Origin of the sequence: Pseudomonas sp. p99-361 (assembly GCF_003935475.1) — a bacterium.
Taxonomy (GTDB): domain Bacteria; phylum Pseudomonadota; class Gammaproteobacteria; order Pseudomonadales; family Pseudomonadaceae; genus Aquipseudomonas; species Aquipseudomonas juntendi.
In genome coordinates, this window is the sequence record NZ_RHQO01000023.1 from 51,322 (window position 1) to 73,179 (window position 21,858).

General features: G+C 64.9%; 20 protein-coding genes and 1 other RNA gene. 14 read left to right on the plus strand and 7 right to left on the minus strand.

From position 1 onward, the window contains the following. The first annotated feature begins 44 nt into the window (after positions 1–44). Positions 45–197, plus strand: coding sequence for a hypothetical protein (locus tag EGJ22_RS26145; RefSeq protein WP_009684144.1), 153 nt, complete (start codon positions 45–47; stop codon positions 195–197). A gap of 20 nt (positions 198–217) precedes the next feature. Here EGJ22_RS26145 and EGJ22_RS12775 read toward each other — a convergent pair whose 3' ends face one another. From EGJ22_RS12775 to EGJ22_RS12790, 4 genes are all read right to left on the minus strand, one after another. Beyond that, on the minus strand, positions 218–826 hold the full coding sequence (locus EGJ22_RS12775; RefSeq protein ID WP_009684143.1) for a 5-formyltetrahydrofolate cyclo-ligase: 609 nt from the start codon (positions 824–826) through the stop codon (positions 218–220). Between the two features lie 80 nt (positions 827–906). Next, a non-coding RNA gene (ssrS, locus tag EGJ22_RS12780) (6S RNA) lies at positions 907–1,086 on the minus strand. A gap of 17 nt (positions 1,087–1,103) precedes the next feature. Next, entirely contained in the window at positions 1,104–1,424 is a 321-nt protein-coding gene (locus tag EGJ22_RS12785; protein WP_029886232.1) for a cell division protein ZapA, read from the minus strand. Beyond that, positions 1,421–1,603, minus strand: coding sequence for a TIGR02449 family protein (locus EGJ22_RS12790; protein WP_029886233.1), 183 nt, complete (start codon positions 1,601–1,603; stop codon positions 1,421–1,423). The genes EGJ22_RS12785 and EGJ22_RS12790 overlap by 4 nt, the downstream gene beginning before the upstream one ends. A gap of 181 nt (positions 1,604–1,784) precedes the next feature. Between EGJ22_RS12790 and EGJ22_RS12795 the strand changes: the two genes are divergently transcribed. The 10 genes from EGJ22_RS12795 to gcvP all read left to right on the plus strand — a co-directional run bounded on the left by EGJ22_RS12795 (position 1,785) and on the right by gcvP (position 14,504). Then, the gene (locus EGJ22_RS12795) at positions 1,785–2,339 is read left to right on the plus strand and encodes a YecA family protein (RefSeq protein ID WP_009684141.1); all 555 of its coding nucleotides are present in this window, start codon (positions 1,785–1,787) and stop codon (positions 2,337–2,339) included. A 21-nt stretch (positions 2,340–2,360) separates the two neighbouring features. Then, entirely contained in the window at positions 2,361–3,695 is a 1,335-nt protein-coding gene (pepP, locus tag EGJ22_RS12800) for a Xaa-Pro aminopeptidase (protein ID WP_009684140.1), read from the plus strand. Then, entirely contained in the window at positions 3,692–4,891 is a 1,200-nt protein-coding gene (gene ubiH / locus EGJ22_RS12805; RefSeq protein ID WP_029886234.1) for a 2-octaprenyl-6-methoxyphenyl hydroxylase, read from the plus strand. The genes pepP and ubiH overlap by 4 nt, the downstream gene beginning before the upstream one ends. Further along, the gene (locus EGJ22_RS12810; RefSeq protein WP_009684137.1) at positions 4,888–5,370 is read left to right on the plus strand and encodes a DUF4442 domain-containing protein; all 483 of its coding nucleotides are present in this window, start codon (positions 4,888–4,890) and stop codon (positions 5,368–5,370) included. The genes ubiH and EGJ22_RS12810 overlap by 4 nt, the downstream gene beginning before the upstream one ends. 8 nt (positions 5,371–5,378) lie before the next feature. Then, complete coding sequence (locus EGJ22_RS12815) at positions 5,379–6,596, plus strand: 2-octaprenyl-3-methyl-6-methoxy-1,4-benzoquinol hydroxylase (RefSeq protein WP_172828389.1); 1,218 nt, start codon at positions 5,379–5,381, stop codon at positions 6,594–6,596. A gap of 117 nt (positions 6,597–6,713) precedes the next feature. Further along, positions 6,714–7,715, plus strand: coding sequence for an extracellular solute-binding protein (locus EGJ22_RS12820; RefSeq protein WP_029886236.1), 1,002 nt, complete (start codon positions 6,714–6,716; stop codon positions 7,713–7,715). 162 nt (positions 7,716–7,877) lie between these two features. Further along, positions 7,878–9,500 (plus strand): iron ABC transporter permease, encoded by a 1,623-nt coding sequence (locus EGJ22_RS12825; protein WP_029886237.1) that lies wholly within the window; start codon positions 7,878–7,880, stop codon positions 9,498–9,500. 124 nt (positions 9,501–9,624) lie between these two features. Further along, entirely contained in the window at positions 9,625–10,707 is a 1,083-nt protein-coding gene (gcvT, locus tag EGJ22_RS12830; protein WP_009684131.1) for a glycine cleavage system aminomethyltransferase GcvT, read from the plus strand. A gap of 51 nt (positions 10,708–10,758) precedes the next feature. Then, entirely contained in the window at positions 10,759–11,142 is a 384-nt protein-coding gene (gene gcvH, locus EGJ22_RS12835; RefSeq protein ID WP_009684130.1) for a glycine cleavage system protein GcvH, read from the plus strand. Between the two features lie 488 nt (positions 11,143–11,630). Further along, the gene (gene gcvP, locus EGJ22_RS12840; RefSeq protein WP_029886238.1) at positions 11,631–14,504 is read left to right on the plus strand and encodes an aminomethyl-transferring glycine dehydrogenase; all 2,874 of its coding nucleotides are present in this window, start codon (positions 11,631–11,633) and stop codon (positions 14,502–14,504) included. A gap of 46 nt (positions 14,505–14,550) precedes the next feature. On the opposite strand, the gene EGJ22_RS12845 is transcribed toward gcvP, so the two are convergent. Both EGJ22_RS12845 and EGJ22_RS12850 read right to left on the minus strand, forming a co-directional pair. Then, entirely contained in the window at positions 14,551–14,865 is a 315-nt protein-coding gene (locus EGJ22_RS12845; RefSeq protein WP_009684128.1) for a DUF2388 domain-containing protein, read from the minus strand. Positions 14,866–14,951: 86 nt separating this feature from the next. Beyond that, the gene (locus EGJ22_RS12850; protein WP_029886239.1) at positions 14,952–16,625 is read right to left on the minus strand and encodes a GspE/PulE family protein; all 1,674 of its coding nucleotides are present in this window, start codon (positions 16,623–16,625) and stop codon (positions 14,952–14,954) included. A gap of 378 nt (positions 16,626–17,003) precedes the next feature. On the opposite strand from EGJ22_RS12850, the gene EGJ22_RS12855 reads away from it, so the two are divergent. Beyond that, positions 17,004–17,477, plus strand: coding sequence for an Lrp/AsnC family transcriptional regulator (locus tag EGJ22_RS12855; RefSeq protein ID WP_054905209.1), 474 nt, complete (start codon positions 17,004–17,006; stop codon positions 17,475–17,477). A gap of 134 nt (positions 17,478–17,611) precedes the next feature. Here EGJ22_RS12855 and EGJ22_RS12860 read toward each other — a convergent pair whose 3' ends face one another. Continuing rightward, a complete protein-coding gene (locus tag EGJ22_RS12860; protein ID WP_029888015.1) occupies positions 17,612–18,979 on the minus strand; it encodes an inorganic triphosphatase in 1,368 nt (455 codons plus the stop codon). A 168-nt stretch (positions 18,980–19,147) separates the two neighbouring features. On the opposite strand from EGJ22_RS12860, the gene argE reads away from it, so the two are divergent. Continuing rightward, complete coding sequence (gene argE / locus EGJ22_RS12865; protein WP_029888016.1) at positions 19,148–20,290, plus strand: acetylornithine deacetylase; 1,143 nt, start codon at positions 19,148–19,150, stop codon at positions 20,288–20,290. Between the two features lie 124 nt (positions 20,291–20,414). Continuing rightward, positions 20,415–21,713 (plus strand): amino-acid N-acetyltransferase, encoded by a 1,299-nt coding sequence (gene argA, locus EGJ22_RS12870; RefSeq protein WP_029888017.1) that lies wholly within the window; start codon positions 20,415–20,417, stop codon positions 21,711–21,713. Positions 21,714–21,858 lie beyond the last annotated feature (145 nt).

The following is a 21,858-nucleotide window of genomic DNA, read 5'->3' on the forward strand; positions in this document are numbered from 1 at the left end:
AAAGCCGCCGAGCCTGAACAGTTTGCCTTGGGGGGCAATCTTCCATGTATCAACGTAAAAAACCGGATCTGCTGTGGGTCCTGGTGTTTATTTTTGGCCTGGGTGTGGTCACTACCGGTTATGCGCAAGGGCTATGGGAGCGCAAGCTGGACAACGCCTACCAAACGTCGGCAGACGCCAGCCAGCCACAACGTTGATGCCCCCCTGCTGGCGCCGATTACCGCGGCGCCAGGTACCAGCCACGGTCCGAGACCGTGCCCTGCAACGGTACGTCCCAACTGGCCTGCGCCAGCCGCTCGACCTTCTGGCACTCATGCGCCAAGCCCAGCAGCAACGGTTTTTTCCAGCTTTGCCGGCGCCCCTGGTAGGCCAGGCTGCGGTCATAGAAGCCGCCACCCATGCCCAGGCGGCCGCCCACCTCATCAAAGCCCACCAGCGGTAACAGAATCAGGTCCAGTGCCCAGATGGGCCGCTGGCGTTTGCGCTCGATAACCGGTTCGGGGATACGGAAACGGTTGGGTCGCAGTTTTTCCCCTGGCTCGAAACGCTGGAACACCATGCGCGTGCGCGGCCAGGCATGCAGTACCGGCAGGTAGGTGCGCTTGCCGCGGCGCTGGGCTTCACGCAATAACAGGCGCGGGTCTATTTCGCCGTCGTTGGGCAGGTACAGGGCAATGTGCCTGGCGCGGCGGAACAGGGGGTGTTGGGCCAATTGCCGATACAGCCCACGGGCCGCCTGGCGTTGCTGGGCGGGGGTGAGGGCGCGACGGGCATTGCGCAGCAAACGGCGAAGCTGAGGGCGGGTAAGCGGCGCGGTGTCGGTCATGGCACAGGCGATCCCAGGCGTGCTGGCCGCCAGACGCGGCACAAACGAATTGCCCGCCACAGGGGGCGGGCAAGGAATTCAGGCTCCCCGATAAGACCGCTATCGGTGTAGCCCTTGAACCCGAAAGTTCAAGGTGGAGATTGCAGGGGGCGTTAAGGCTTTCCGTCGGGCGGACATGCACACCGGCCCCAGCGTGCAACCCCCGTGGTTGTGCGTATCGGCTCAGGGACATAACCGACTGGCGCATCCCCCAGGGAGTGGCGCCAGTATACCAATCTCAGCCGATTTTGGTATCCGTGTCGTCGGACAAAGCCTTGTCTACCCGATCCAGCAGGTCGCGCACCTGTTCGCGGTTGGTGCCGCTGACGGGCGCCACGCTGCGGTCTTCCTGGCGGTGCAGCATCTCGTGGGTGATGTTCAACGCGGCCATGACGGCAATGCGGTCGGCGCCGATCACCTTGCCGCTGCTCCGGATCTCGCGCATCTTGCTGTCCAGGTAGCGGGCTGCGCTGACCAGGTTGTTGCGCTCTTCCGGCGGGCAGATGATCGAGTAGTCCTTGTCGAGGATCTGCACGGTGACGCTATTGCTTGAACTCATGAGTCTTGCTCCAGAGCCTTGAGGCGTAAAATCATCGACTCGACCTTGCGCTTGGCTATCTCGTTTTTTTCGATGAGGTGGGCGCGCTCTTCGCGCCAGGACTTTTCCTGAGCTACTAGGAGTGCATTTTGCCGTTTTAGTTGCTCGACACGTTCGATCAGCAGCTCGAAACGGCTCATCAGTGCCTGCAGGTCGTTCTCTTGCGTGGGTTGCACTCGATTCGCTCCGTCGTTCGGTCACCTGGCGATGATGCCTCTCCCTGGGTGGCGACGGCCAGTGCCGATGGTCTTGGCGCGCCTGCCGGTGCTAGGATACAAGGCCTCATTCTAGTCATTTGCGCCGTCTGGCGCCTAGCTGCCCATGCCCAATACCCAATCGCCCTACATCGCTTTCGCCATGCTGCTGTCCAGCAATGGCCACCCTGTCACCCCGGCCGAACTGCACGGCCTGCTGATTGGCCGCAGCTGCGCCGGTGCCGGCTTCGATGCCGACGGCTGGCTGGCCGACGCGGCCCAACTGCTGGAAACCGAGCCCGGTGACACCGTGCGCAACGCCCTGGTTGGCCTGCAGGAAATGGTCAAGGGCGAGCTCACCAGCGACGACATGGCCATCGTTCTGCTGCTGCCTTCCGACGATGCCGCGCTGACCGACCGCGCCACCGCGCTGGGGCAGTGGTGCCAGGGCTTCATCACCGGCTTCGGCCTGAACGCCGGCGGCAAGGACTTGTCCGACGAGGCCAAGGAAGTGCTGCAGGACCTGGTGGCCATTTCCCAGGTGCAGGAAGCCCTCGAAGAATCCGAGGACGGCGAGAGCGACTACATGGAAGTCATGGAGTACCTGCGCGTTGCGCCGCTGCTGCTGTTCTCCGAGCTGGCCAAGCCTTCCGCACCCGCGCCCAAGCCATCGCTGCACTGATCAACCAGGGGTAGTCTGCCCATGAGCCACATTCCCAAGGCCGAGTATGCCCGGCGGCGCAAGGCGCTGATGGCGCAGATGGTCCCCAACAGCATCGCCATCCTGCCCGCCGCCGCGGTTGCCATCCGCAACCGCGACGTCGAGCACGTGTACCGCCAGGACAGCGACTTCCAGTACCTCAGCGGCTTCCCCGAGCCAGAGGCAGTCATTGCCCTGATCCCCGGGCGCGAGCACGGTGAGTACGTGTTGTTCTGCCGTGAGCGCAACCCCGAGCGGGAGCTGTGGGATGGCTTGCGCGCCGGCCAGGAAGGCGCGGTGAGTGATTATGGCGCCGACGATGCATTCCCCATCGCTGACATCGACGAAATCCTGCCTGGCCTGATCGAAGGCCGCGAGCGGGTGTACAGCGCCATGGGCAGCAACCCTGAATTCGACCGCCGGTTGATGGACTGGATCAACGTGATCCGCTCCAAGGCCCGGCTGGGTGCCCAGCCACCGAACGAGTTCGTTGCGCTGGATCATCTGCTGCATGACATGCGCCTGTATAAATCGGCAGCGGAAGTGAAGGTCATGCGCGCGGCTGCAGACATTTCTGCGCGTGCCCACGTGCGGGCCATGCAGGCCTGCCGGGCCGGGTTGTACGAATACAGCCTGGAAGCCGAACTGGACTACGAGTTTCGCAAGGGCGGGGCGAAGATGCCGGCCTACGGCTCCATCGTTGCCGCTGGGCGCAATGGCTGCATCCTGCACTACCAGCAGAATGACGCACCGCTCAGGGAGGGCGACCTGGTGCTGATCGACGCCGGCTGCGAAATCGACTGCTACGCCAGTGACATCACCCGCACCTTCCCGGTCAGCGGGCGCTTTTCACCCGAGCAGAAGGCTATCTACGAGCTGGTGCTCAAGGCGCAGGCGGCAGCGTTCGCCGAAATCGCCCCCGGCAAGCACTGGAACCATGCCCATGAGGCGACCGTGCGGGTCATCACCACCGGGCTGGTGGAACTGGGCCTGCTGGAAGGCGATGTGCAGGCGCTGATCGACAGCGAAGCCTACCGCGCCTTCTACATGCACCGCGCCGGCCACTGGCTGGGCATGGATGTGCACGATGTGGGCGAGTACAAGGTGGGGGGTGAATGGCGGGTGCTGGAACCGGGTATGGCGCTGACCGTCGAACCGGGTATCTACATTGGTGCCGACAATCAGGCCGTGGCCAAGAAGTGGCGCGGCATTGGCGTAAGGATCGAGGACGATGTGGTGGTGACCAGGCAAGGTTGTGAAATCCTCACTTCGGGCGTGCCACGCACGGTCGCCGAGATCGAGGCGCTGATGCAGGCTGCACGCAAGGACGCCGCATGAACCGGGTAAACCTGGCAATCATTGGTGGCGGCCTGGTGGGTGCAAGCCTGGCGTTGGCCTTGCAGGCCGGGGCCAAGGCCAGAGGCTGGAAGATCCTGCTGATCGAGCCGTTCGCCCCTAGCGACAGTTACCAGCCCAGCTACGATGCCCGCTCTTCGGCCTTGTCCTTCGGCACCCAGCAGATCTATCAGCAACTGGGCCTATGGCAGGCCATTGGCCAGCGCGCCGAGCCGATCCGGCAGATTCACGTCTCCGACCGTGGCCGCTTTGGCGCCACCCGCCTGGACGCCCAGGAAGAAGGCGTGCCGGCGCTGGGTTACGTGGTGGAGAACGCCTGGCTGGGCCAGTGCCTGTGGCAAGGCCTGGACAGCGAGGTGGTCAGCTGGCGCTGCCCGGCAGAAGTGACCGCGCTGCAGGCGGTCGACGGTGGCTACCAGCTGCGCTTGAACGACGACACCCAGCTGCAATGCGACCTGGCAGTGCTGGCCGATGGCGGCCGTTCTGGTTTGCGCGAGCAACTGGGCATCCAGGTGCGCCATACGCCCTACCAGCAAAGCGCCCTGATCGCCAACATCAGCCCTGGCGAGGCCCATGGCGGCCAGGCCTTCGAGCGCTTCACCGAAGACGGCCCCATGGCCCTGCTGCCATTGCCGGATAACCGCTGCGCGCTGGTATGGACCCGCCAGGGCATGGACGCCAAACGCCTTGCCGCCATCGACGAGCGCAGTTTCCTGCGCGAGTTGCAGGGGGTGTTCGGCTACCGGCTGGGCGCGCTGCGCCAGGTGGGTGCGCGGCATCTGTACCCGCTGTCGTTGATCGAAGCCCAGGAGCAGGTGCGGCCCCAGTTGGTGGTGCTGGGCAATGCTGCGCACAGCTTGCACCCGATTGCCGGGCAGGGGTTCAACTTGTCGTTGCGTGACGTGCAGGCGTTGGCCGAGGCGCTGCTTGCCGGCCCGCAGCGCCCGGGCGACCTGGCCACGCTGCAGGCCTACCACCAGCGCCAGCGCCTGGACCAGGCCATGACCATCGGCTTCTCCGACCAGGTCACCCGCCTGTTCGGCAGCCAGCAGCCGTTGCTGGCCGCCGGGCGCAACCTGGGCCTGCTCGGGCTCGACCTGCTGCCACCGGCCAAAAGCTGGTTCGCTCGCCAGGCGATGGGCCTGGGCACCCGCCCCGACCGGCAGGGCCAGGCATGAGCAACCCACGTAAACGCGCGCGCCGGGCGCGCATGCTGCGCTGGCTGTTGAACCTTTACCCGCCTTACCTGGGGGCAGGTATCCGCGTGCAGCACATCAGCCCGGACCTGCGCAGCGTGAAGGTGGCAATGAAGCTGACGCGCTGGAACCGCAATTACGTCGGTACCCAGTTTGGCGGCAGCCTGTATGCCATGGTCGACCCGTTCTACATGCTGTTGCTGATCGAGCAGCTGGGGCGCGACTACATTGTCTGGGACAAGGCCGCCAGCATCGATTTCATCGCGCCGGGCAAAGGCCCGGTGTTTGCCGAATTCCACGTCGATGACGCGCTGCTGGACGACATTCGCCAGCAGACCGCTACCGGCAAGAAGTGCCTGCCGCGTGTGCAGGTCGATATCCGCGATGGCGCCGGCGAACTGGTGGCGCGGGTCGATAAAACCCTATATGTGCGGCTCAAGCCGCAAGCGAGGCTGGCGTAGGCATGGAAATGCGCGCAGATCTGTTGATTGTCGGTGCCGGTATGGTCGGCAGCGCCCTGGCCCTGGCGTTACGCCACAGTGGCTTGCAAATCCTCTTGCTCGACGGCGGCCCGCTGACGGTCAAGCCGTTCGATGCCCAGGCGCCGTTCGAACCGCGTGTCAGCGCATTGTCGGCCGCCAGCCAGCGTATTCTCGAACGCCTCGGTGCTTGGGAGGGCATTGCCCAGCGGCGTGCCACGCCGTACTCCGACATGCATGTGTGGGACGGCAGCGGCACCGGGCAGATCCACTTTTCGGCAGCCAGCGTGCACGCCCAGGTGCTCGGCCATATCGTCGAGAATCGCGTGGTGCAGGACAGCCTGCTGGAGCGCCTGCACGACAGCGATGTCGGCCTGCTGGCCAACGCGCGGCTGGAACAACTGCGCCGCTCTGGCGATGACTGGCTGCTGACCCTGGCCGATGGCCGGCGCCTGCGCGCGCCGCTGGTGGTCGCGGCCGATGGCGCCCATTCGGCCGTGCGGCGGCTGGCCGGTTGCGACACCCGCGAATGGGATTACCTGCACCACGCCATCGTGACCAGCGTGCGTTGCAGCGCCGGGCACCAGGCCACAGCCTGGCAGCGCTTCACCGATGAGGGGCCGCTGGCCTTCCTGCCGTTGACCCGGGATGGCCAGCAAGACTGGTGCTCGATCGTCTGGTCGACCACGCCGGAGCAGGCCGAGCGGTTGATGGCGCTGGATGACGCTGCCTTCGTGCAGGCCCTGGAGCGGGCCTTCGAGGGGCGCCTAGGGAGCGTGTTGCAGGCCGACCCACGTGTGTGTGTACCGCTGCGTCAGCGTCACGCCAAGCGCTACGTGGAGCACGGCCTGGCGTTGGTGGGTGATGCGGCCCACACCATCCACCCCTTGGCCGGGCAGGGCGTCAACCTGGGGTTTCTGGATGCGGCGGTGCTGGCCGACGTACTGGGCAAGGCCTGCGAGCGTGGCGAACGGCTGGCGGATGTGAAGGTACTGAGCCGTTACGAGCGCCGGCGCATGCCGCATAACCTGGCGCTGATGGCGGCGATGGAAGGGTTCGAGCGGTTGTTCCAGGCCAACCCGCTGCCGTTGCGCTGGTTGCGCAACAGTGGGCTGAAGCTGGTGCAGCAGATGCCCGAAGCCAAGGCGATGTTCGTGCGCCAGGCGTTGGGGCTGTCCGGGGATTTGCCGGAATTGGCCAAGGCTTGAGATGGCCGGGGCCGCTTTGCGGCCCCTCTGCAACATTCGGTAACGGCTCAAAGGATGAGCAAGAAAATGGGATTCACTACCATTTGCGCCTCTCATACCTTCCGAGGAGCGCTTTCCATGTTGCCACGCAAGCCCCTACTGGCCGCCCTGGCCCTGACTTTGTTCGGCGGCACCGCCCAGGCAGCGGAAGAAGTGGTGGTGTACTCCTCGCGCATCGATGAGCTGATCAAACCGGTGTTCGATGCCTATACCGCCAAAACCGGCGTCAAGATCAAGTTCATCACCGACAAGGAAGCGCCGCTGATGCAGCGCATCAAGGCCGAGGGCGACAATGGCGTGGCCGACCTGCTGCTGACCGTCGATGCCGGCAACCTGTGGCAGGCCGAGCAAATGGGCATCCTGCAGCCGATCAAGTCCGCCACCATCGACCAGAACATTCCGCCGCAGTACCGCGCCTCGTCCCATGACTGGACCGGCCTCAGCTTGCGCGCGCGCACCATCGTCTACTCCAGCGAGCGGGTCAAACCGGCAGAGTTGAGCACCTACGAGGCCCTGGCCGACAAGCAATGGGAAGGCCGCCTGTGCCTGCGCACGGCGAAAAAGGTCTACAACCAGTCGCTGACCGCCACCCTGATCGAAACCCATGGCGAGGCGAAGACCGAGCAAATCGTCAAAGGCTGGGTCAACAACCTGTCCACCGATGTGTTCTCCGACGACAACGCGGTGATCCAGGCCATCGAGGCCGGCCAGTGCGACGTGGGCATCGTCAACACCTACTACTACGGCCGCCTGCACAAGCAGAACCCGCAGTTGCCGGTGAAGCTCTTCTGGCCCAACCAGGGCGACCGTGGCGTGCACGTGAACCTGTCGGGCATTGGCCTGACCAAACATGCACCGCACCCCGAGGCAGCGACCAAGCTGGTGGAATGGATGACGGGTGAAGAAGCGCAGAAACTGTTCGCCGACATCAACCAGGAATTCCCGGCCAACCCGAAGGTCAGGCCATCGGAAGAAGTGGCAGCGTGGGGCAGCTTCAAGGCAGACAGGATTCCGGTGGAAATTGCCGGCAAACGCCAGGCTGAAGCCATCCGCTTGATGGATCGGGCTGGCTGGAATTAAGCGCCGGGCTTTATCCTCTCGGGGCCTGAAAGGGCCTCTTCGCGGGCTCGCCCGCTCCCACAGGATCTGCACTGCCCTTGAGATTTGGGCAGTCCCTGTGGGAGCGGGCGAGCCCGCGAACGACCGCAAAGCGGTCGCAAACCAGCCATAGAGACATTCACCTTGTCCCACACCCCCCAACGCCGCTGGTACTTGCCGGTATCGCTGATCGCTGCCCTGGTGCTCCTGCCCCTCAGCGTGCTGCTGCTGTCGTGGCAATCCATAGACGTGCAGATCTGGTCGCACCTGCTCGACACCCAGATGAGCCGCCTGCTGGGTAACACCCTGACGCTGGTTCTGGGGGTGGGCATCGGCGTCACCGTGCTGGGCGTCAGCCTGGCCTGGCTCACCAGCCTCTGTGAGTTCCCCGGCCGGCGCTGGCTGGACTGGGCGCTGATGTTGCCGTTCGCCATACCCGCCTATGTGCTGGCTTTCGTGTTCGTCGGCCTGCTGGACTTCGCGGGCCCGGTGCAGACCGCACTGCGCGAGGTATTCGGCCCCATGCGCCTGCCCCGGGTGCGCTCTACCGGCGGGGTCATCATCGTGCTGGTGCTGGTGTTCTACCCCTATGTCTACCTGCTGGCGCGCACGGCGTTCCTGGCACAGGGCAAAGGCTTGATGGAGGCCGCGCGGGTGCTTGGGTTATCACCCTTGCAGGCCTTCTGGCGGGTGGCGCTGCCGATGGCGCGGCCGGCGATCGGCGCCGGTGTCGCCCTGGCGCTGATGGAAACCCTGGCCGATTTCGGCGCGGTGGCGGTGTTCAATTTCGACACCTTCACCACAGCCATCTACAAGACCTGGTACGGGTTTTTCAGCCTGTCCAGCGCAGCCCAGCTGGCCAGCCTATTGCTGCTGGCGGTGATGCTGGTGCTGTACGGCGAGCGCCGCGCCCGCGGCGCCAGCCGCAGTGGCAACGAGCGGCCACGCGGGCAGGCGCTGTACCGCTTGCGCGGGCTGAAGGCGTTGCTGGCCAGCGGCTGGTGCCTGCTGGTGTTCGCCTGCGCCTTCGTCATCCCGCTGCTGCAACTGCTGGCGTGGTTCTGGCAGCGCGGGCGGCATGACCTGGACGAGCGCTATGTCGGCCTGGTGTCGCACACCTTGTACCTGGGCGCCATGGCCGCGCTGCTCACCGTGAGCGCAGCATTGCTGCTGGCCTTCGCCCGACGCCAGGCGCCGAGCGCCGGCATACGCGCCGGGGTCGGCCTGGCCAACCTGGGCTATGCCTTGCCCGGTTCGGTGTTGGCGGTGTCGATCATGCTGGCCTTCAGTTACCTGGACAACCAGCTGGTCATCCCGTTGTCCGGCTGGTTGGGCGGGGCCGGCAAACCGTTGCTGCTCGGCAGCCTGTCGGCCTTGCTGCTGGCTTACCTGGTGCGCTTTATCGCCGTGGCTTACGGGCCACTGGAAAGCAGCCTGGAGCGCATTCGGCCTTCTTTGCCCGAGGCTTCACGCAGCCTGGGTGTCGGCGGTGCCAGGTTGTTCCTCAAGGTCTACCTGCCGCTGTTGCTGCCTGGCGCCCTCAGCGCCGCCCTGTTGGTGTTTGTCGACGTACTCAAGGAAATGCCGGCCACCTTGCTGATGCGGCCGTTCGGCTGGGACACGCTTGCTGTGCGGGTTTTCGAGATGACCAGTGAAGGCGAATGGGCGCGAGCGTCGTTGCCCGCCCTTACGCTGGTGCTGGTGGGCCTGTTGCCGGTCATCGGCCTGATCCGCCGTTCGGCCCGTCGACCCGGCCACGGTCACTGAGGGTGCCAGCGCGCGGGCTTGCGGCTACAATGCGCGGCATTCGCGCGGCGGGTGTCAAACAACAAGAGCTGACGCGCAACGTCATCGACCGCCGCCGCTTCGCCACGCCCGGAAGGAGAAACCCATGGGACAGCGCACGCTTTTGTACGACCTGCACCTGGCGCTAGGCGCCAAAACGGTCGATTTCGGTGGCTGGGACATGCCCCTGCACTATGGCTCGCAGGTCGAGGAGCACCATCAGGTGCGCAGCGATTGCGGGGTGTTCGATGTCTCCCACATGACTGTGATCGATGTCGATGGTAGCGATGCCACCGCCTGGCTGCAGCGCCTGCTGGCCAACGATGTGGCCCGCCTCGTCGACACTGGCAAAGCGCTATACAGCCCGTTGCTGCAGGCGCAGGGCGGAGTGATCGACGACCTGATCGTATACCGTACGGAACATGGCTATCGCCTGGTCACCAACGCCGCTACCCGCGCCAAGGTGCTCGGCTGGCTGCAGCAGCAGCGTGACGGTTTTGCCGTGGACTTCAAGGTCCGCCCCGACCTGGCCATCCTCGCCATCCAGGGCCCGCGTGCCCGAGAAAAGGTTGCGCCCCTGCTTAGCGCCGCGCGTGCCGCGCTGATCCGCGAACTGCGCCCATTCGAGGGCTTTGCCGAAGGCGACTGGTTCATTGCCCGCACCGGTTATACCGGTGAAGACGGCCTCGAGATCATCTTCCCTGGCGACCAGGCCGTGGGCTTCTTCAACGACCTGGTGGGTGCTGGCATCGCCCCCAGCGGCCTTGGCGCCCGCGACACCCTGCGCCTGGAAGCCGGCATGAACCTGTACGGCCAGGACATTGACGAGCAGCACACCCCGCTTACCTCCAACCTGGGCTGGAGCATTGCCTGGGAGCCTGCCGAGCGTGACTTCATTGGCCGCGCTGCCCTGTTGGCGGAAATCGAGCACGGTGTGCAGGAAAAACTGGTCGGCCTGGTACTGGAAGAGCGCGGCGTGCTGCGCGCCCATCAGGTCGTGCGTGTCGCCGGTATTGGCGAAGGGGAGATCACCAGTGGTAGTTTCTCGCCTACGCTGAGCAAGTCCATTGCCTTGGCGCGCGTGCCCATGGCCACTGGTGACCGGGCCGAGGTGGAAATTCGCGGCAAGTGGTACCCGGTGCGGGTGGTCAAACCGACCTTCGTGCGCCACGGCAAGATCCTGATCTGAACCATTATTTACCGGCGGGCGTACCGCTGAGCCAATCGAGGAATTCAAGACATGAGCAATATCCCCGCCGAACTGCGTTTCGCCGAAAGCCACGAGTGGGCCCGCCTGGAAGCTGACGGCAGCGTCACCGTGGGCATCAGCGACCACGCCCAGGAGGCCTTGGGTGACGTGGTGTTCGTCGAGCTTGCCGAAGTCGGCAAGGTGTTCGCCGCGGGCGACGCTGCCGGTGTGGTCGAGTCGGTCAAGGCCGCTTCGGACATCTATGCCCCGGTGGGTGGCGAAGTGATCGCGGTGAACGAAGAGCTGGCTGACAGCCCGGAGCAGCTCAACGAGGAGCCTTACGGGGCGTGGATCTTCAAGCTCAAACCAAGCGACAAGGCCGAGCTGGACAAGCTGCTGGATGCTGCTGGTTACAAGGCTGCTATCGGCGAATAAGGCTTCAGGCCTGATCGCCGGCAAGCCAGCTCCCACAGAGATTGCATCAGGGCTGACAGGTGGTCGCCACAAGATATGCAGTGCCAGTGAGATCGAGCGCCGCCCGCGCGGCGCATCGCGAGCTGCGCTCGCTCCTACGTTTGTTTTGGGCCAGTAACCCCTGTGCCACGTGCGCGCGACCGCCTTGTTTGTACCGCGCGATAATGAGGCATGCGCCAAGGCGTTCGCGCACAAATCCCACAGGAATAATTGGCCCGAAACAAACGTAGGAGCGAGCGCAGCTCGCGATGCGCCGCGCGGGCGGCGCTCGATCTCACAGGCGCTGCATATCTTCTGACAAACACCTGTCAGCCCTGATGCGATCCCTGTGGGAGCCGGCTTGCCGGCGATAGGGCCGGTACTGACCAAACAAGTTTCCCCGCACAACCGGCAATCCCTTCCTAGACTTGTAGTCTCCATGAGAGCTGTTCCAGGAAGAGAGCGTGGTCATGTCCCAGTCGCCGTCCCTGCATCAACTGCAAGAGCTCAACCCGTTCCTGCGTCGCCACCTGGGCCCGGATGCCGCCGAGCAGCAGGCCATGCTCAACGCACTGGGCGTGGCGAGCCGCGCCGAGCTGATCGAGCAAACCGTTCCGCCAGGCATACGCCTCAAGCGCCCCCTCGACCTGCCTCCGGCACTCGACGAGCAGGCGGCCTTGGCCAAACTCGCGGGTTACGCTGCGCAAAATCAGGTATGGACCAGCCTGATCGGCATGGGCTACCACGGCACCATCACCCCCACGGTCATCCTGCGCAACGTGCTGGAAAACCCCGGCTGGTACACCGCCTACACGCCTTACCAGCCTGAAATAGCCCAGGGCCGGCTGGAGGCGCTCCTGAACTACCAGCAGATGGTCATCGACCTGACCGGGCTGGCCCTGGCCAACGCCTCGCTGCTGGACGAGGCGACTGCCGCCGCCGAGGCCATGGCCCTGGCCAAGCGCGTGGCGCGCAGCAAGAGCAACGCATTCTTCGCCGATGAGCACTGCCACCCGCAAACCCTGTCAGTGCTCAAGACCCGCGCCGAAGGCTTCGGCTTCGAACTGATCATCGACTCTGTGGATAACCTGAACACGCATGCGGTATTCGGCGCCTTGCTGCAGTACCCCGATACCCACGGCGAGGTGCGCGACCTGCGCCCGCTGATCGAGCACTTGCATGGCCAGCACGCCCTGGCCTGCGTGGCTGCCGACCTGCTCAGCCTGGTACTGCTCACGCCGCCCGGCGAGCTGGGTGCCGATGTGGTGTTGGGTTCCAGCCAGCGCTTTGGTGTACCGATGGGTTACGGCGGGCCACATGCGGCGTATTTCGCCTGCCGCGACGATTACAAGCGGGCCATGCCCGGGCGCATCATCGGCGTGTCGCGTGATGCCCGTGGCAACACCGCGCTGCGCATGGCCCTGCAAACCCGCGAACAGCATATTCGCCGTGAAAAAGCCAACTCCAACATCTGCACGGCGCAGGTGCTGCTGGCCAACATCGCCGGCTTCTACGCGGTCTACCACGGCCCGCGAGGCCTTCAGCGCATTGCCCAGCGCGTGCACCGGCTGACGGTCATTCTGGCGGCCGGCCTTGCGGCCAAAGGCATCAAGCGCCTCAACCAGCACTTCTTCGACACCCTTACCCTCGACGTGGGTGGCGCACAGGCAGCCGTCATCGAGAGCGCTGAAGCCGCACAGGTCAACCTGCGCATACTGGGCCGTGGCCACCTGGGCGTGAGCCTGGATGAAACCTGCAACGAGCAGACAGTGCTGCGCCTGTTGGACATTTTCGTGGGGGTTGACCACGGGCTGGACATCGCCGCGCTTGACCAGTCGGCCCTGGCCGAAGGCATTCCGCCCAGCCTGGTGCGGCATTCGCCGTTCCTTGCCCACCCGGTGTTCAACCTGCACCACAGCGAAACCGAGATGCTGCGCTACCTCAAGCAGCTGGAGAACAAGGACCTGGCGCTGAACCAGTCGATGATTCCGCTGGGCTCCTGCACCATGAAGCTCAATGCTACCAGCGAGATGATCCCGATCACCTGGCCTGCTTTCGCTCAGCTGCACCCGTTCGCCCCGGTGGGGCAGGCCGTCGGGTACAAGGCGATGATCGACGAGCTGGAAAGCTGGCTGTGCACCATTACTGGCTTCGATGCCATCTGCATGCAGCCCAACTCCGGGGCCCAGGGTGAGTACGCTGGCCTGATGGCGATTACCCGCTACCACCGCAGCTGCCAGCAACCGCAGCGTACCTTGTGCCTGATCCCGTCGTCGGCCCACGGCACCAACCCGGCGTCGGCACAGATGGCCGGCATGGAGGTGGTGATAGTCGATTGCGATCAGGGCGGCAACGTCGACCTGGCAGACCTCAAGGCCAAGGCCGGTGCAGCCGGTGAGCGCCTGTCGTGCCTGATGATCACCTACCCCTCAACCCACGGCGTGTACGAAGAGGGCATTCGCGAAATCTGTGACGTGGTGCACCAGCACGGCGGCCAGGTGTACATGGACGGCGCCAACCTCAATGCCCAGGTGGGGTTGGCGCGCCCTGCCGACATCGGTGCCGATGTGTCGCACATGAACCTGCACAAGACCTTCTGCATCCCCCACGGCGGTGGTGGTCCGGGCATGGGGCCGATCGGTGTTCGCGCTCATCTGCAACCCTTCGTCGCCAGTCACCCGGTGGTACCGGTCCCCGGCCTGGATCCGAGCAACAGTGCGGTCAGCGCTGCGCCCTGGGGCAGCGCCAGCATTCTGCCGATCAGCTGGATGTACATTGCCATGATGGGCCCGCAACTGGCTGACGCCAGCGAGGTGGCGATCCTCTCTGCCAACTACCTGGCCAGCCAGCTGGCTGGGGCCTTCCCGGTGCTCTACCGCGGGCGTAACCAGCGCGTGGCCCATGAGTGCATACTCGATCTGCGGCCGTTGAAGGCGCTGACGGGCATCAGCGAGGAGGACGTGGCGAAGCGCCTGATGGACTACGGCTTCCATGCACCGACCATGTCGTTCCCGGTGCCGGGTACGCTGATGGTGGAACCGACCGAAAGTGAGTCCAAGGCGGAGCTGGACCGCTTTATCGAAGCGATGCTGGCAATTCGCGCGGAGATCGCGGACGTTCAGGATGGCAAGTGGCCGGCAGAGAACAGCCCGCTCAGGCATGCGCCGCATACCTTGGCCGATGTCCTGGGCATATGGGACAGGCCCTACAGCCTGGAGCAGGCGGTGGCACCGGCTGCGCATGTGCGCCAACACAAGTACTGGCCGGCGGTTAACCGGGTCGACAACGTGTATGGGGACCGCAACCTGTTCTGTGCCTGTGTGCCGGTGGAGGCTTATCGCTGATAGCGCAGGGGTGACCGATTGGGCGCGCAGCGCGCGCCCCGGGGTTTTACTCGGCTACCGCATTCTTGGCCAGGATGGCATTGGCCAGCTCCATGTCCGAGGCCTGCAGCCCCGGGTTCTCGGCCCGCGCCTGGTGCATGGCGGCTTCCAGGAACGGCCCACGAATCGCACCTTCGCTGGCAACGAAGCTGCTGGCGTCGTCCTGCGCGGCGAGGACAAGCTTGTGGTCCCGCGACGTCAGGTAGGTCGAACCAGTCGTTGCCCCGGAAGAAATCACGTTACGCCAAAAGGTATCAGCCATGGCCGAGCCCATAGGCAGCGAGAGCAGGGCAGCGGCGGCAACGGCAGTTTTGAGACGCATGTTGAAACACCTCGAAGGGTGGGGGTTGAAGATGCGCCGTTGGATCTTTTCCAATGGGGCAAGTTCCTGAATGCCGGGGCTTTTCGTCAGCCGCAGACGCGCAATACCTCATGCATGCAGGTCTGCCCAGTGGTCACCTTGGCCTCGCCACAACGGCGAAGGTCCACCAGGCCATCGGCCCGGGCCTGTTGCCGCAGAATGGTCAGGTCGGCATCCCGGCCGATCAGCGCGCGCAGCTGGTCGCTGGGCTCGAGCAGTTCAAACAAACCGGTGCGGCCATGAAAGCCGGTGCCTCGGCAGGTACGGCAGTGGGCGCAGGTATTCGCCTGGCAGTCCGGGCACAGGGTGCGTACCAGGCGCTGGGCCATGACGCCGACCAGCGTCGCCTTGATCAGGTAGTCGGCCACGCCCAGTTCCTGCAGGCGGGTGATGGCCGCGCAGGCATCGTTGGTGTGCAGAGTAGACAGCACCAAATGCCCGGTCAGGGCGGCCTGTACCGCCACCAGGGCCGTTTCGCGGTCGCGAATTTCGCCGATCATGATGATGTCCGGATCCTGACGCAGCAGGGCGCGTACCCCGGCGGCAAAACCAAGGTCCAGGGCGGGCTGCACCTGCAACTGGTTGAACGCCGGCTCCAGGCGCTCGATGGGGTCTTCGATGGTGCACAGGTTGACCTGTGGCGTGGCCAATAGCTTGAGGCTGGTATACAGCGTGCTCGTCTTGCCGGAGCCGGTGGGGCCGGTCACCAGGATGATGCCCTGGCGCTTGCCCAGCAGGCGCTGCCACTGGGCCAGTTGCTGGCCTTGCAGGCCGAGGCGGTCGAAGCCCTCGTGCAGTTGCTGCGGGTCGAACAGGCGCAGCACCAGCTTTTCGCCGTAGGCGGTTGGCAGGGTCGACAGCCGTAGCTCGACCTCACCGCCGCCGGGCAGGCGGCTGTGCAGGCGGCCGTCCTGCGGCCGGCGCTTTTGCGCCACATCCATGCGCCCCAGGTGCTTGAGGCGGCTGACCAGTGCCAAGGTTACGCCGGCAGGAAAGGCGTACACGTTATGCAGCAGGCCGTCGATGCGGTAGCGCAACTGGCCCTGATCGCGGCGGGGTTCCAGGTGAATGTCGCTGGCACGTTGTTCGATAGCGTACTGCAGCAACCAGTCGACGATGTGCACGATGTGCGCGTCGTCGGCGCTGGCTTCGGCCTGGCGCTTGCCCAGTTCCAGCAGTTGCTCGAGTTCGCCCAGGCCGGCGGCCTGCTGGTATTGCGCGCCTTTTACCGACTGGGCGAGGTGCTCGAACGACTGCCCTGCCTGGCGGATCTGCAACGGGCTGGCCAGCACCCGGCGAATCGGCCGGCCCAGGCTGCGGGCCAGGTCGGCCTGCCAGTCGTTCTGGTAGGGCTCGGCACTGGCGACGGTAACGCCGAGGGCGTCGGCTGCGACGATGAGGATGCCGTGGCGCTGGGCGAAGGCCGGTGCGATCAGGCCGCTGACCTGGGGCAGGTCGAGCTGCATGGGGTCGATGCGCAGGTAAGGCTGGCCGACCTTGCGGGCCAGCCATTGGCAAAGGTGCTCAAGGTCCAGCTGCTGGCCAGGCTGTTGGCGGTGTTCCAGGCTGCAGGCGGCGATCTGTTCGAGCGGATGGCAAGCGGGGTGGGCGGCGGCGTTGTCGAGCACGTGCTCGGCGTCGTTGGCGTGCAGGTGCTGGTCGGCGACCAGGGCGGCGAGCACGTGTTCAAGGTCGAGGGTCATTGTGTGGGGGCTATGCATGCTGGGCGTCCGTGCCTGATCGGGAATGTGCCGATCAGGCTAGCCGGGCGGGGCGCTGGCATCACGGGGGAAGGGTTTCGGGGTTTTACACGTACGGTGTAGAGGCATTCCGCAAGGCTATAGGCCAATGCCAGTCAGTTAAGTAATTTGGGGCCGCTTTGCGACCCTTCGCGGGCACGCCCGCTCCCACAGGGGATCGCGCATTTCTTGAGTTCAGCGCCTAACGTGTGGGAGCGGGCGTGCCCGCGAAGGGCTGCAGAGCAGCCCCAGTAACGCTTAACTGACAGGCATAAGGCAGCCTTTATTCGCTATGATTTGACCATTTTGCTTGGCTACCGAATTGAGCAATTCGTCAGCACCCACTATGGAGAAACAGCAATGCATAGCGAGCTGGACGCCTACGATCGGCGCATTCTTGAACTGCTGCAAGAGGACGCTTCGCTTTCCAGCGCGCAGATTGCCGAGCGTGTGGGGCTGTCACAGTCACCGTGCTGGCGGCGTATCCAGCGTTTGAAGGACGAGGGGGTGATTCGTGGGCAGGTGACCTTGCTCGACCGCAAGAAGATCGGCCTGAACACCCAGATATTCGCCGAGGTGAAGCTCAATGCCCACGGGCGCTCCAACTTTACCGAATTCACCGAGGCCATTCGCGGCTTCCCGGAGGTGCTGGAATGCTATGTGCTGATGGGCGCGGTGGATTTTTTGCTGCGCATCGTTACCTCGGATATCGAGGCCTATGAGCGGTTCTTCTTCGAAAAGCTGTCGAACGTGCCGGGGATTCAGGAAGTAAACTCGATTGTGGCGCTTTCAGAGATCAAGTCCACGACCAGCCTGCCGCTCAAGACCCGCTGACGTGGTTTCGTGTGGGAGCGGCCTTGCGTCGCGAAAGGGCCGCAAAGCGGCCCCGGCAGTATCTGCTTGAAGCGCAGACACCGAGGGCGCTTCGCACCCCTTTCGCGACGCAAGGCCGCTCCTACAGGGCCGCATCAGGCCTTGAGCAGGTGCTTCCAGCCACGGCTCTGGTCGACTGCCCGAGCCTGGTCGATGCGTGCTTCCAGCACTTCATCGCTGATCGGCAGTTCGGCCAGCTCATGCAGCTTCTTCAGGTCGCCATACAGGCGGTCCATCTGCGGTGCTTCCAGCACCTGGCGGGCGTGGTGCAGCCAGGCCAGCAATTGTTCGATCCGCGGCAGCTGCTCAGCCAGGTCTTCGGGGCGCTGGGTGTACAGCGGCAGCTTCAGTGCACGGCCTTCTTCACCCAGCAAATGGCCCATCCAGCTGGCCAGCTGCGCCTTGCCCTGGCGTTCGCCACGGCCTTTGCGTTCCACTGTCCAGGTGCGGGCCAGCAGCCAGCGTGAGGTTTCCAGCGAGAACTGGCCCCAGCGCACGTCTTCCAGCTCTTCGGCAAACTGCTCGGGCGCGGCGCGGCGGATGTCTTCGTCGTCGTTACCGGCCTGCACCAGCGGGCGCCAGTCTTCCAGCAGGGCGTCGAGGCTGCTGCGCAGTTCACGGGTAGCGGCACGCGGTGCGGCCTGGCCCAGGCTGGCGGTCAAGGCACGCAGTTCGCTCAGGCACTCGACCCAGTCCTGCAACAGGCGCCAGTGGCCATTGTGGCGGTACTGCTCGGCCAGGCGCTGGCTGCTGCCCAGCAGTTGCCAGGCCAGGGCGGCGTAGGCGTCGTCCACGGCCATTTCCGCGTCCAGCTCGGCACCTGGCAGGCCCAGCTCATAGCTGTCTGGCTCCAGCAGGCGATAGCCGCGCTCGGCCTTGCTGATGTCGCACGGCATCAACGGCAGGCTGGCGGCCAGCTCGGCGGCCAGTTCCAGCAGTGCCTGCGGCTCACCTTCGCGCAGCTCCAGTTCCAGCTCGCAGATGGCTTCCTTGCGCTTGCCGGCGACCACGAAGCCTTGGTCCAGCGCGGCCTCGATCACCACCTTGCTTTTGCCACGGCCCCAGGCGATTTCGGCGAACTCGCGGGTGAAGTCCGTGGTGAACAGTGGCTTGATGGTCTTTTTGTCCAGGCCGGCCAGTTGTTCGGGCCAGCAGGTGGCATCGAGCTTTTTCAGGTCCAGCTTGGGCTTGTCCAGGTTCCACTCGTACTCATTGCGCTCCGACAGGCCCGCTACGCTCTGGCCGCGGCACTTGAGGGTCTGGATGACCACATCGCCATCGCGACGCAGGCGCAGGGCCACGCGGGCAGCAGACAGCTCACGCTCGGCAGTGTCGAAGTACTGGTTGGTCAGTTCGCGGGTCTGCCAGCCGGACTTGTTGCGCTTTTTCAGCAGAGGGTGCTCGCGCAGGGCGGCAAGGGTCTCGCGGCTGGCGCGTAGCTTGAGTTCGGTTTCTTTGTGCATCACAGACTCGAAGGAGGGGGCGTGGTTGGCAAGGAGTTTACAGCAGTCGGCCGCGCTCTGTCGGGTCGCGGTGGTTTCTTCGCGGGCTCGCCCGCGAAGAAGCCCACACGCTTGCCCTGGGAACGATAGGCATTGTTATGATGGGCAACGCTTCCCAGGAGTACGCGCATGCCGTTGCCGACGCTGAAAGACCAGTTTGCCGCCTTGATCGCCGCGCCTTCGGTCAGTTGCACCCAGCCAGCGCTGGACCAGTCCAACCGCCAGGTCATCGAGCTGCTGGCCGGTTGGCTGGGCGACCTGGGGTTCCAGTGTGACATTCAGCAGGTCAGCCCCGGCAAGTTCAACCTGCTGGCCAGCCGCGGCACCGGCCCGGGCGGCCTTGTGCTGGCGGGGCACAGCGACACCGTGCCCTACGACGAACAACTGTGGCGCAGTGACCCGCTGAAGCTGACAGAAACCGACGGGCGCTGGGTTGGCCTGGGTAGCTGCGACATGAAAGGGTTCTTCGCCCTGATCATCGAAGCCGTCATTCCGCTGCTGGAGCACGATTTCAAGCAGCCCCTGCTGATCCTCGCCACCTGTGACGAAGAAAGCTCCATGTCTGGTGCCCGCGCCCTGGCCGAGGCCGGCCAGCCGTTGGGGCGAGCGGCGGTGATCGGCGAACCGACCGGGCTGCGGCCGATCCGCATGCACAAGGGCATCCTCATGGAGCGCATCGACATCCTGGGGCGCAGCGGCCATTCCTCGGACCCAAGCCTGGGCCACAGCGCCATGGAAGCCATGCACGCGGTCATGGGCGAGCTGATGGGCCTGCGCCAGCAATGGCAGCAAACCTACCGCAACCCACAGTTCAGCGTGCCCACCCCGACCATGAACTTTGGCTGCATCCACGGCGGCGACAACCCAAACCGTATCTGCGGCCAGTGCGCACTGGAGTTCGACCTTAGGCCTTTGCCGGGCATGGATGCCGAGCAGTTGCGGTCGGCCATCCGCGAGAAACTGCAGCCGCTGGCCGAGCGCCACGAGGTCCGTATCGACTACGCACCGCTGTTCCCGGAGGTGCCGCCGTTCGAGCAGGCGGCCGATGCCGAGCTGGTGCAGGTAGCCGAACGCCTGACCGGCCATCGCGCCGAAGCGGTGGCGTTCGGCACCGAAGCACCTTATCTTCAGCAGCTGGGTTGCCAGACCATCGTGTTGGGCCCCGGCGACATCGCCTGCGCCCACCAGCCTGGCGAATACCTTGAAATGTCACGAATCGAGCCTACCGTGCGTCTATTGCGTGACCTGATCCGGCACTATTGCCTGCACTAAACGTCAATCGTACTGATTCGTTCCTGCCTAGAGGAGACCGCGCGTGACCGCAAGCCTGTTCCGACGATGATCCTGAACGCCCCGTGTATCGCCGTTCTCCGTCCACTTATTCACAGGCCCTGTCATGCCCGATTACGTCAACTGGCTGCGTCATGCCTCCCCGTACATCAATGCCCATCGCGACTGCACCTTCGTGGTCATGCTGCCTGGCGATGGGGTAGAGCACCCCAACTTCGGCAATATCGTCCACGACCTGGTCCTCCTGCACAGCCTTGGCGTGCGCCTGGTACTGGTGCACGGCTCGCGCCCGCAGATCGAAAGCCGTCTGGCTGAGCGCGGCCTGACGCCGCATTACCACCGCGGCCTGCGCATCACCGATGCCGCCACCCTGGATTGCGTGATCGACGCTGTCGGCGCCCTGCGCCTGGCCATCGAGGCGCGCCTGTCGATGGACATCGCGGCCTCACCGATGCAGGGCTCTCGCCTGCGCGTGGCGTCCGGCAACCTGGTCACCGCACGGCCGATCGGTGTGCTCGAGGGGGTGGACTACCACCACACAGGCGAAGTGCGCCGGGTCGACCGCAAGGGCATCAGCCGCCTGCTCGACGAGCGCTCCATCGTGCTGTTGTCGCCCTTGGGTTACTCACCCACCGGGGAGATCTTCAACCTGGCCTGCGAGGACGTCGCTACCCGGGCGGCCATCGACCTGGGTGCCGACAAGCTGCTGCTGTTCGGCGCCGAGCCAGGTTTGCTGGACGCAGACGGCAAGCTGATACGCGAGCTGCGCCCACAACAGGTGGCCCCGCACCTGCAGCGCCTGGGCAGCGATTACCAGGGCGAGTTGCTGGATGCTGCGGCTGAAGCCTGCAAGGGCGGCGTCGCGCGTAGCCACATCGTCAGTTATGCCGAAGACGGCGCCCTGCTGACCGAGCTGTTCACCCGCGGCGGGGGCGGCACGCTGGTATCGCAGGAGCAGTTCGAGGTGGTGCGCGAGGCGACCATCGAAGACGTCGGTGGCTTGCTCGACCTGATCAGCCCGCTGGAAGAGCAGGGCATCCTGGTGCGTCGCTCGCGCGAGGTGCTGGAGCGTGAGATCGAGCAATTCAGTGTGGTCGAGCGCGAAGGCATGATCATCGCCTGTGCGGCGCTGTACCCGATTGCCGATTCCGAGGCCGGCGAGCTGGCGTGCCTCGCGGTCAACCCGGAGTACCGCCATGGTGGGCGCGGCGACGAATTGCTGGAACGCATCGAGAGCCGTGCGCGGCAAATGGGCTTGAGTACCCTGTTCGTGCTTACCACGCGCACGGCGCACTGGTTCCGCGAACGTGGCTTTGCGCCGAGTGGCGTGGAGCGGCTGCCGGCAGCGCGGGCTTCGCTGTACAACTACCAGCGTAATTCGAAGATTTTCGAGAAGTCTTTGTAAACCTGTACCGGCCCTATCGCCGGCAAGCCGGCTCCCACAGGGAAAGCGCCAGCCCTGAAGGTTGTGCAGTACCTGTGGGAGATTCTATGGTTCCTGGCAAGGGTAGCCGGAGCATCTTCAGCGCCTGTGAGATCGAGCGCCGCCC

Coding starts and splice junctions, on each gene's coding strand:
- EGJ22_RS26145 (WP_009684144.1), top strand. CDS start 45: ATGTATCAACGTAAAAAACCGGATCTGCTGTGGGTCCTGGTGTTTATT.
- EGJ22_RS12775 (WP_009684143.1), bottom strand. CDS start 826: ATGACCGACACCGCGCCGCTTACCCGCCCTCAGCTTCGCCGTTTGCTG.
- EGJ22_RS12785 (WP_029886232.1), bottom strand. CDS start 1,424: ATGAGTTCAAGCAATAGCGTCACCGTGCAGATCCTCGACAAGGACTAC.
- EGJ22_RS12790 (WP_029886233.1), bottom strand. CDS start 1,603: ATGAGCCGTTTCGAGCTGCTGATCGAACGTGTCGAGCAACTAAAACGG.
- EGJ22_RS12795 (WP_009684141.1), top strand. CDS start 1,785: ATGCCCAATACCCAATCGCCCTACATCGCTTTCGCCATGCTGCTGTCC.
- pepP (WP_009684140.1), top strand. CDS start 2,361: ATGAGCCACATTCCCAAGGCCGAGTATGCCCGGCGGCGCAAGGCGCTG.
- ubiH (WP_029886234.1), top strand. CDS start 3,692: ATGAACCGGGTAAACCTGGCAATCATTGGTGGCGGCCTGGTGGGTGCA.
- EGJ22_RS12810 (WP_009684137.1), top strand. CDS start 4,888: ATGAGCAACCCACGTAAACGCGCGCGCCGGGCGCGCATGCTGCGCTGG.
- EGJ22_RS12815 (WP_172828389.1), top strand. CDS start 5,379: ATGCGCGCAGATCTGTTGATTGTCGGTGCCGGTATGGTCGGCAGCGCC.
- EGJ22_RS12820 (WP_029886236.1), top strand. CDS start 6,714: ATGTTGCCACGCAAGCCCCTACTGGCCGCCCTGGCCCTGACTTTGTTC.
- gcvT (WP_009684131.1), top strand. CDS start 9,625: ATGGGACAGCGCACGCTTTTGTACGACCTGCACCTGGCGCTAGGCGCC.
- gcvH (WP_009684130.1), top strand. CDS start 10,759: ATGAGCAATATCCCCGCCGAACTGCGTTTCGCCGAAAGCCACGAGTGG.
- gcvP (WP_029886238.1), top strand. CDS start 11,631: ATGTCCCAGTCGCCGTCCCTGCATCAACTGCAAGAGCTCAACCCGTTC.
- EGJ22_RS12845 (WP_009684128.1), bottom strand. CDS start 14,865: ATGCGTCTCAAAACTGCCGTTGCCGCCGCTGCCCTGCTCTCGCTGCCT.
- EGJ22_RS12850 (WP_029886239.1), bottom strand. CDS start 16,625: ATGCATAGCCCCCACACAATGACCCTCGACCTTGAACACGTGCTCGCC.
- EGJ22_RS12855 (WP_054905209.1), top strand. CDS start 17,004: ATGCATAGCGAGCTGGACGCCTACGATCGGCGCATTCTTGAACTGCTG.
- EGJ22_RS12860 (WP_029888015.1), bottom strand. CDS start 18,979: ATGCACAAAGAAACCGAACTCAAGCTACGCGCCAGCCGCGAGACCCTT.
- argE (WP_029888016.1), top strand. CDS start 19,148: ATGCCGTTGCCGACGCTGAAAGACCAGTTTGCCGCCTTGATCGCCGCG.
- argA (WP_029888017.1), top strand. CDS start 20,415: ATGCCCGATTACGTCAACTGGCTGCGTCATGCCTCCCCGTACATCAAT.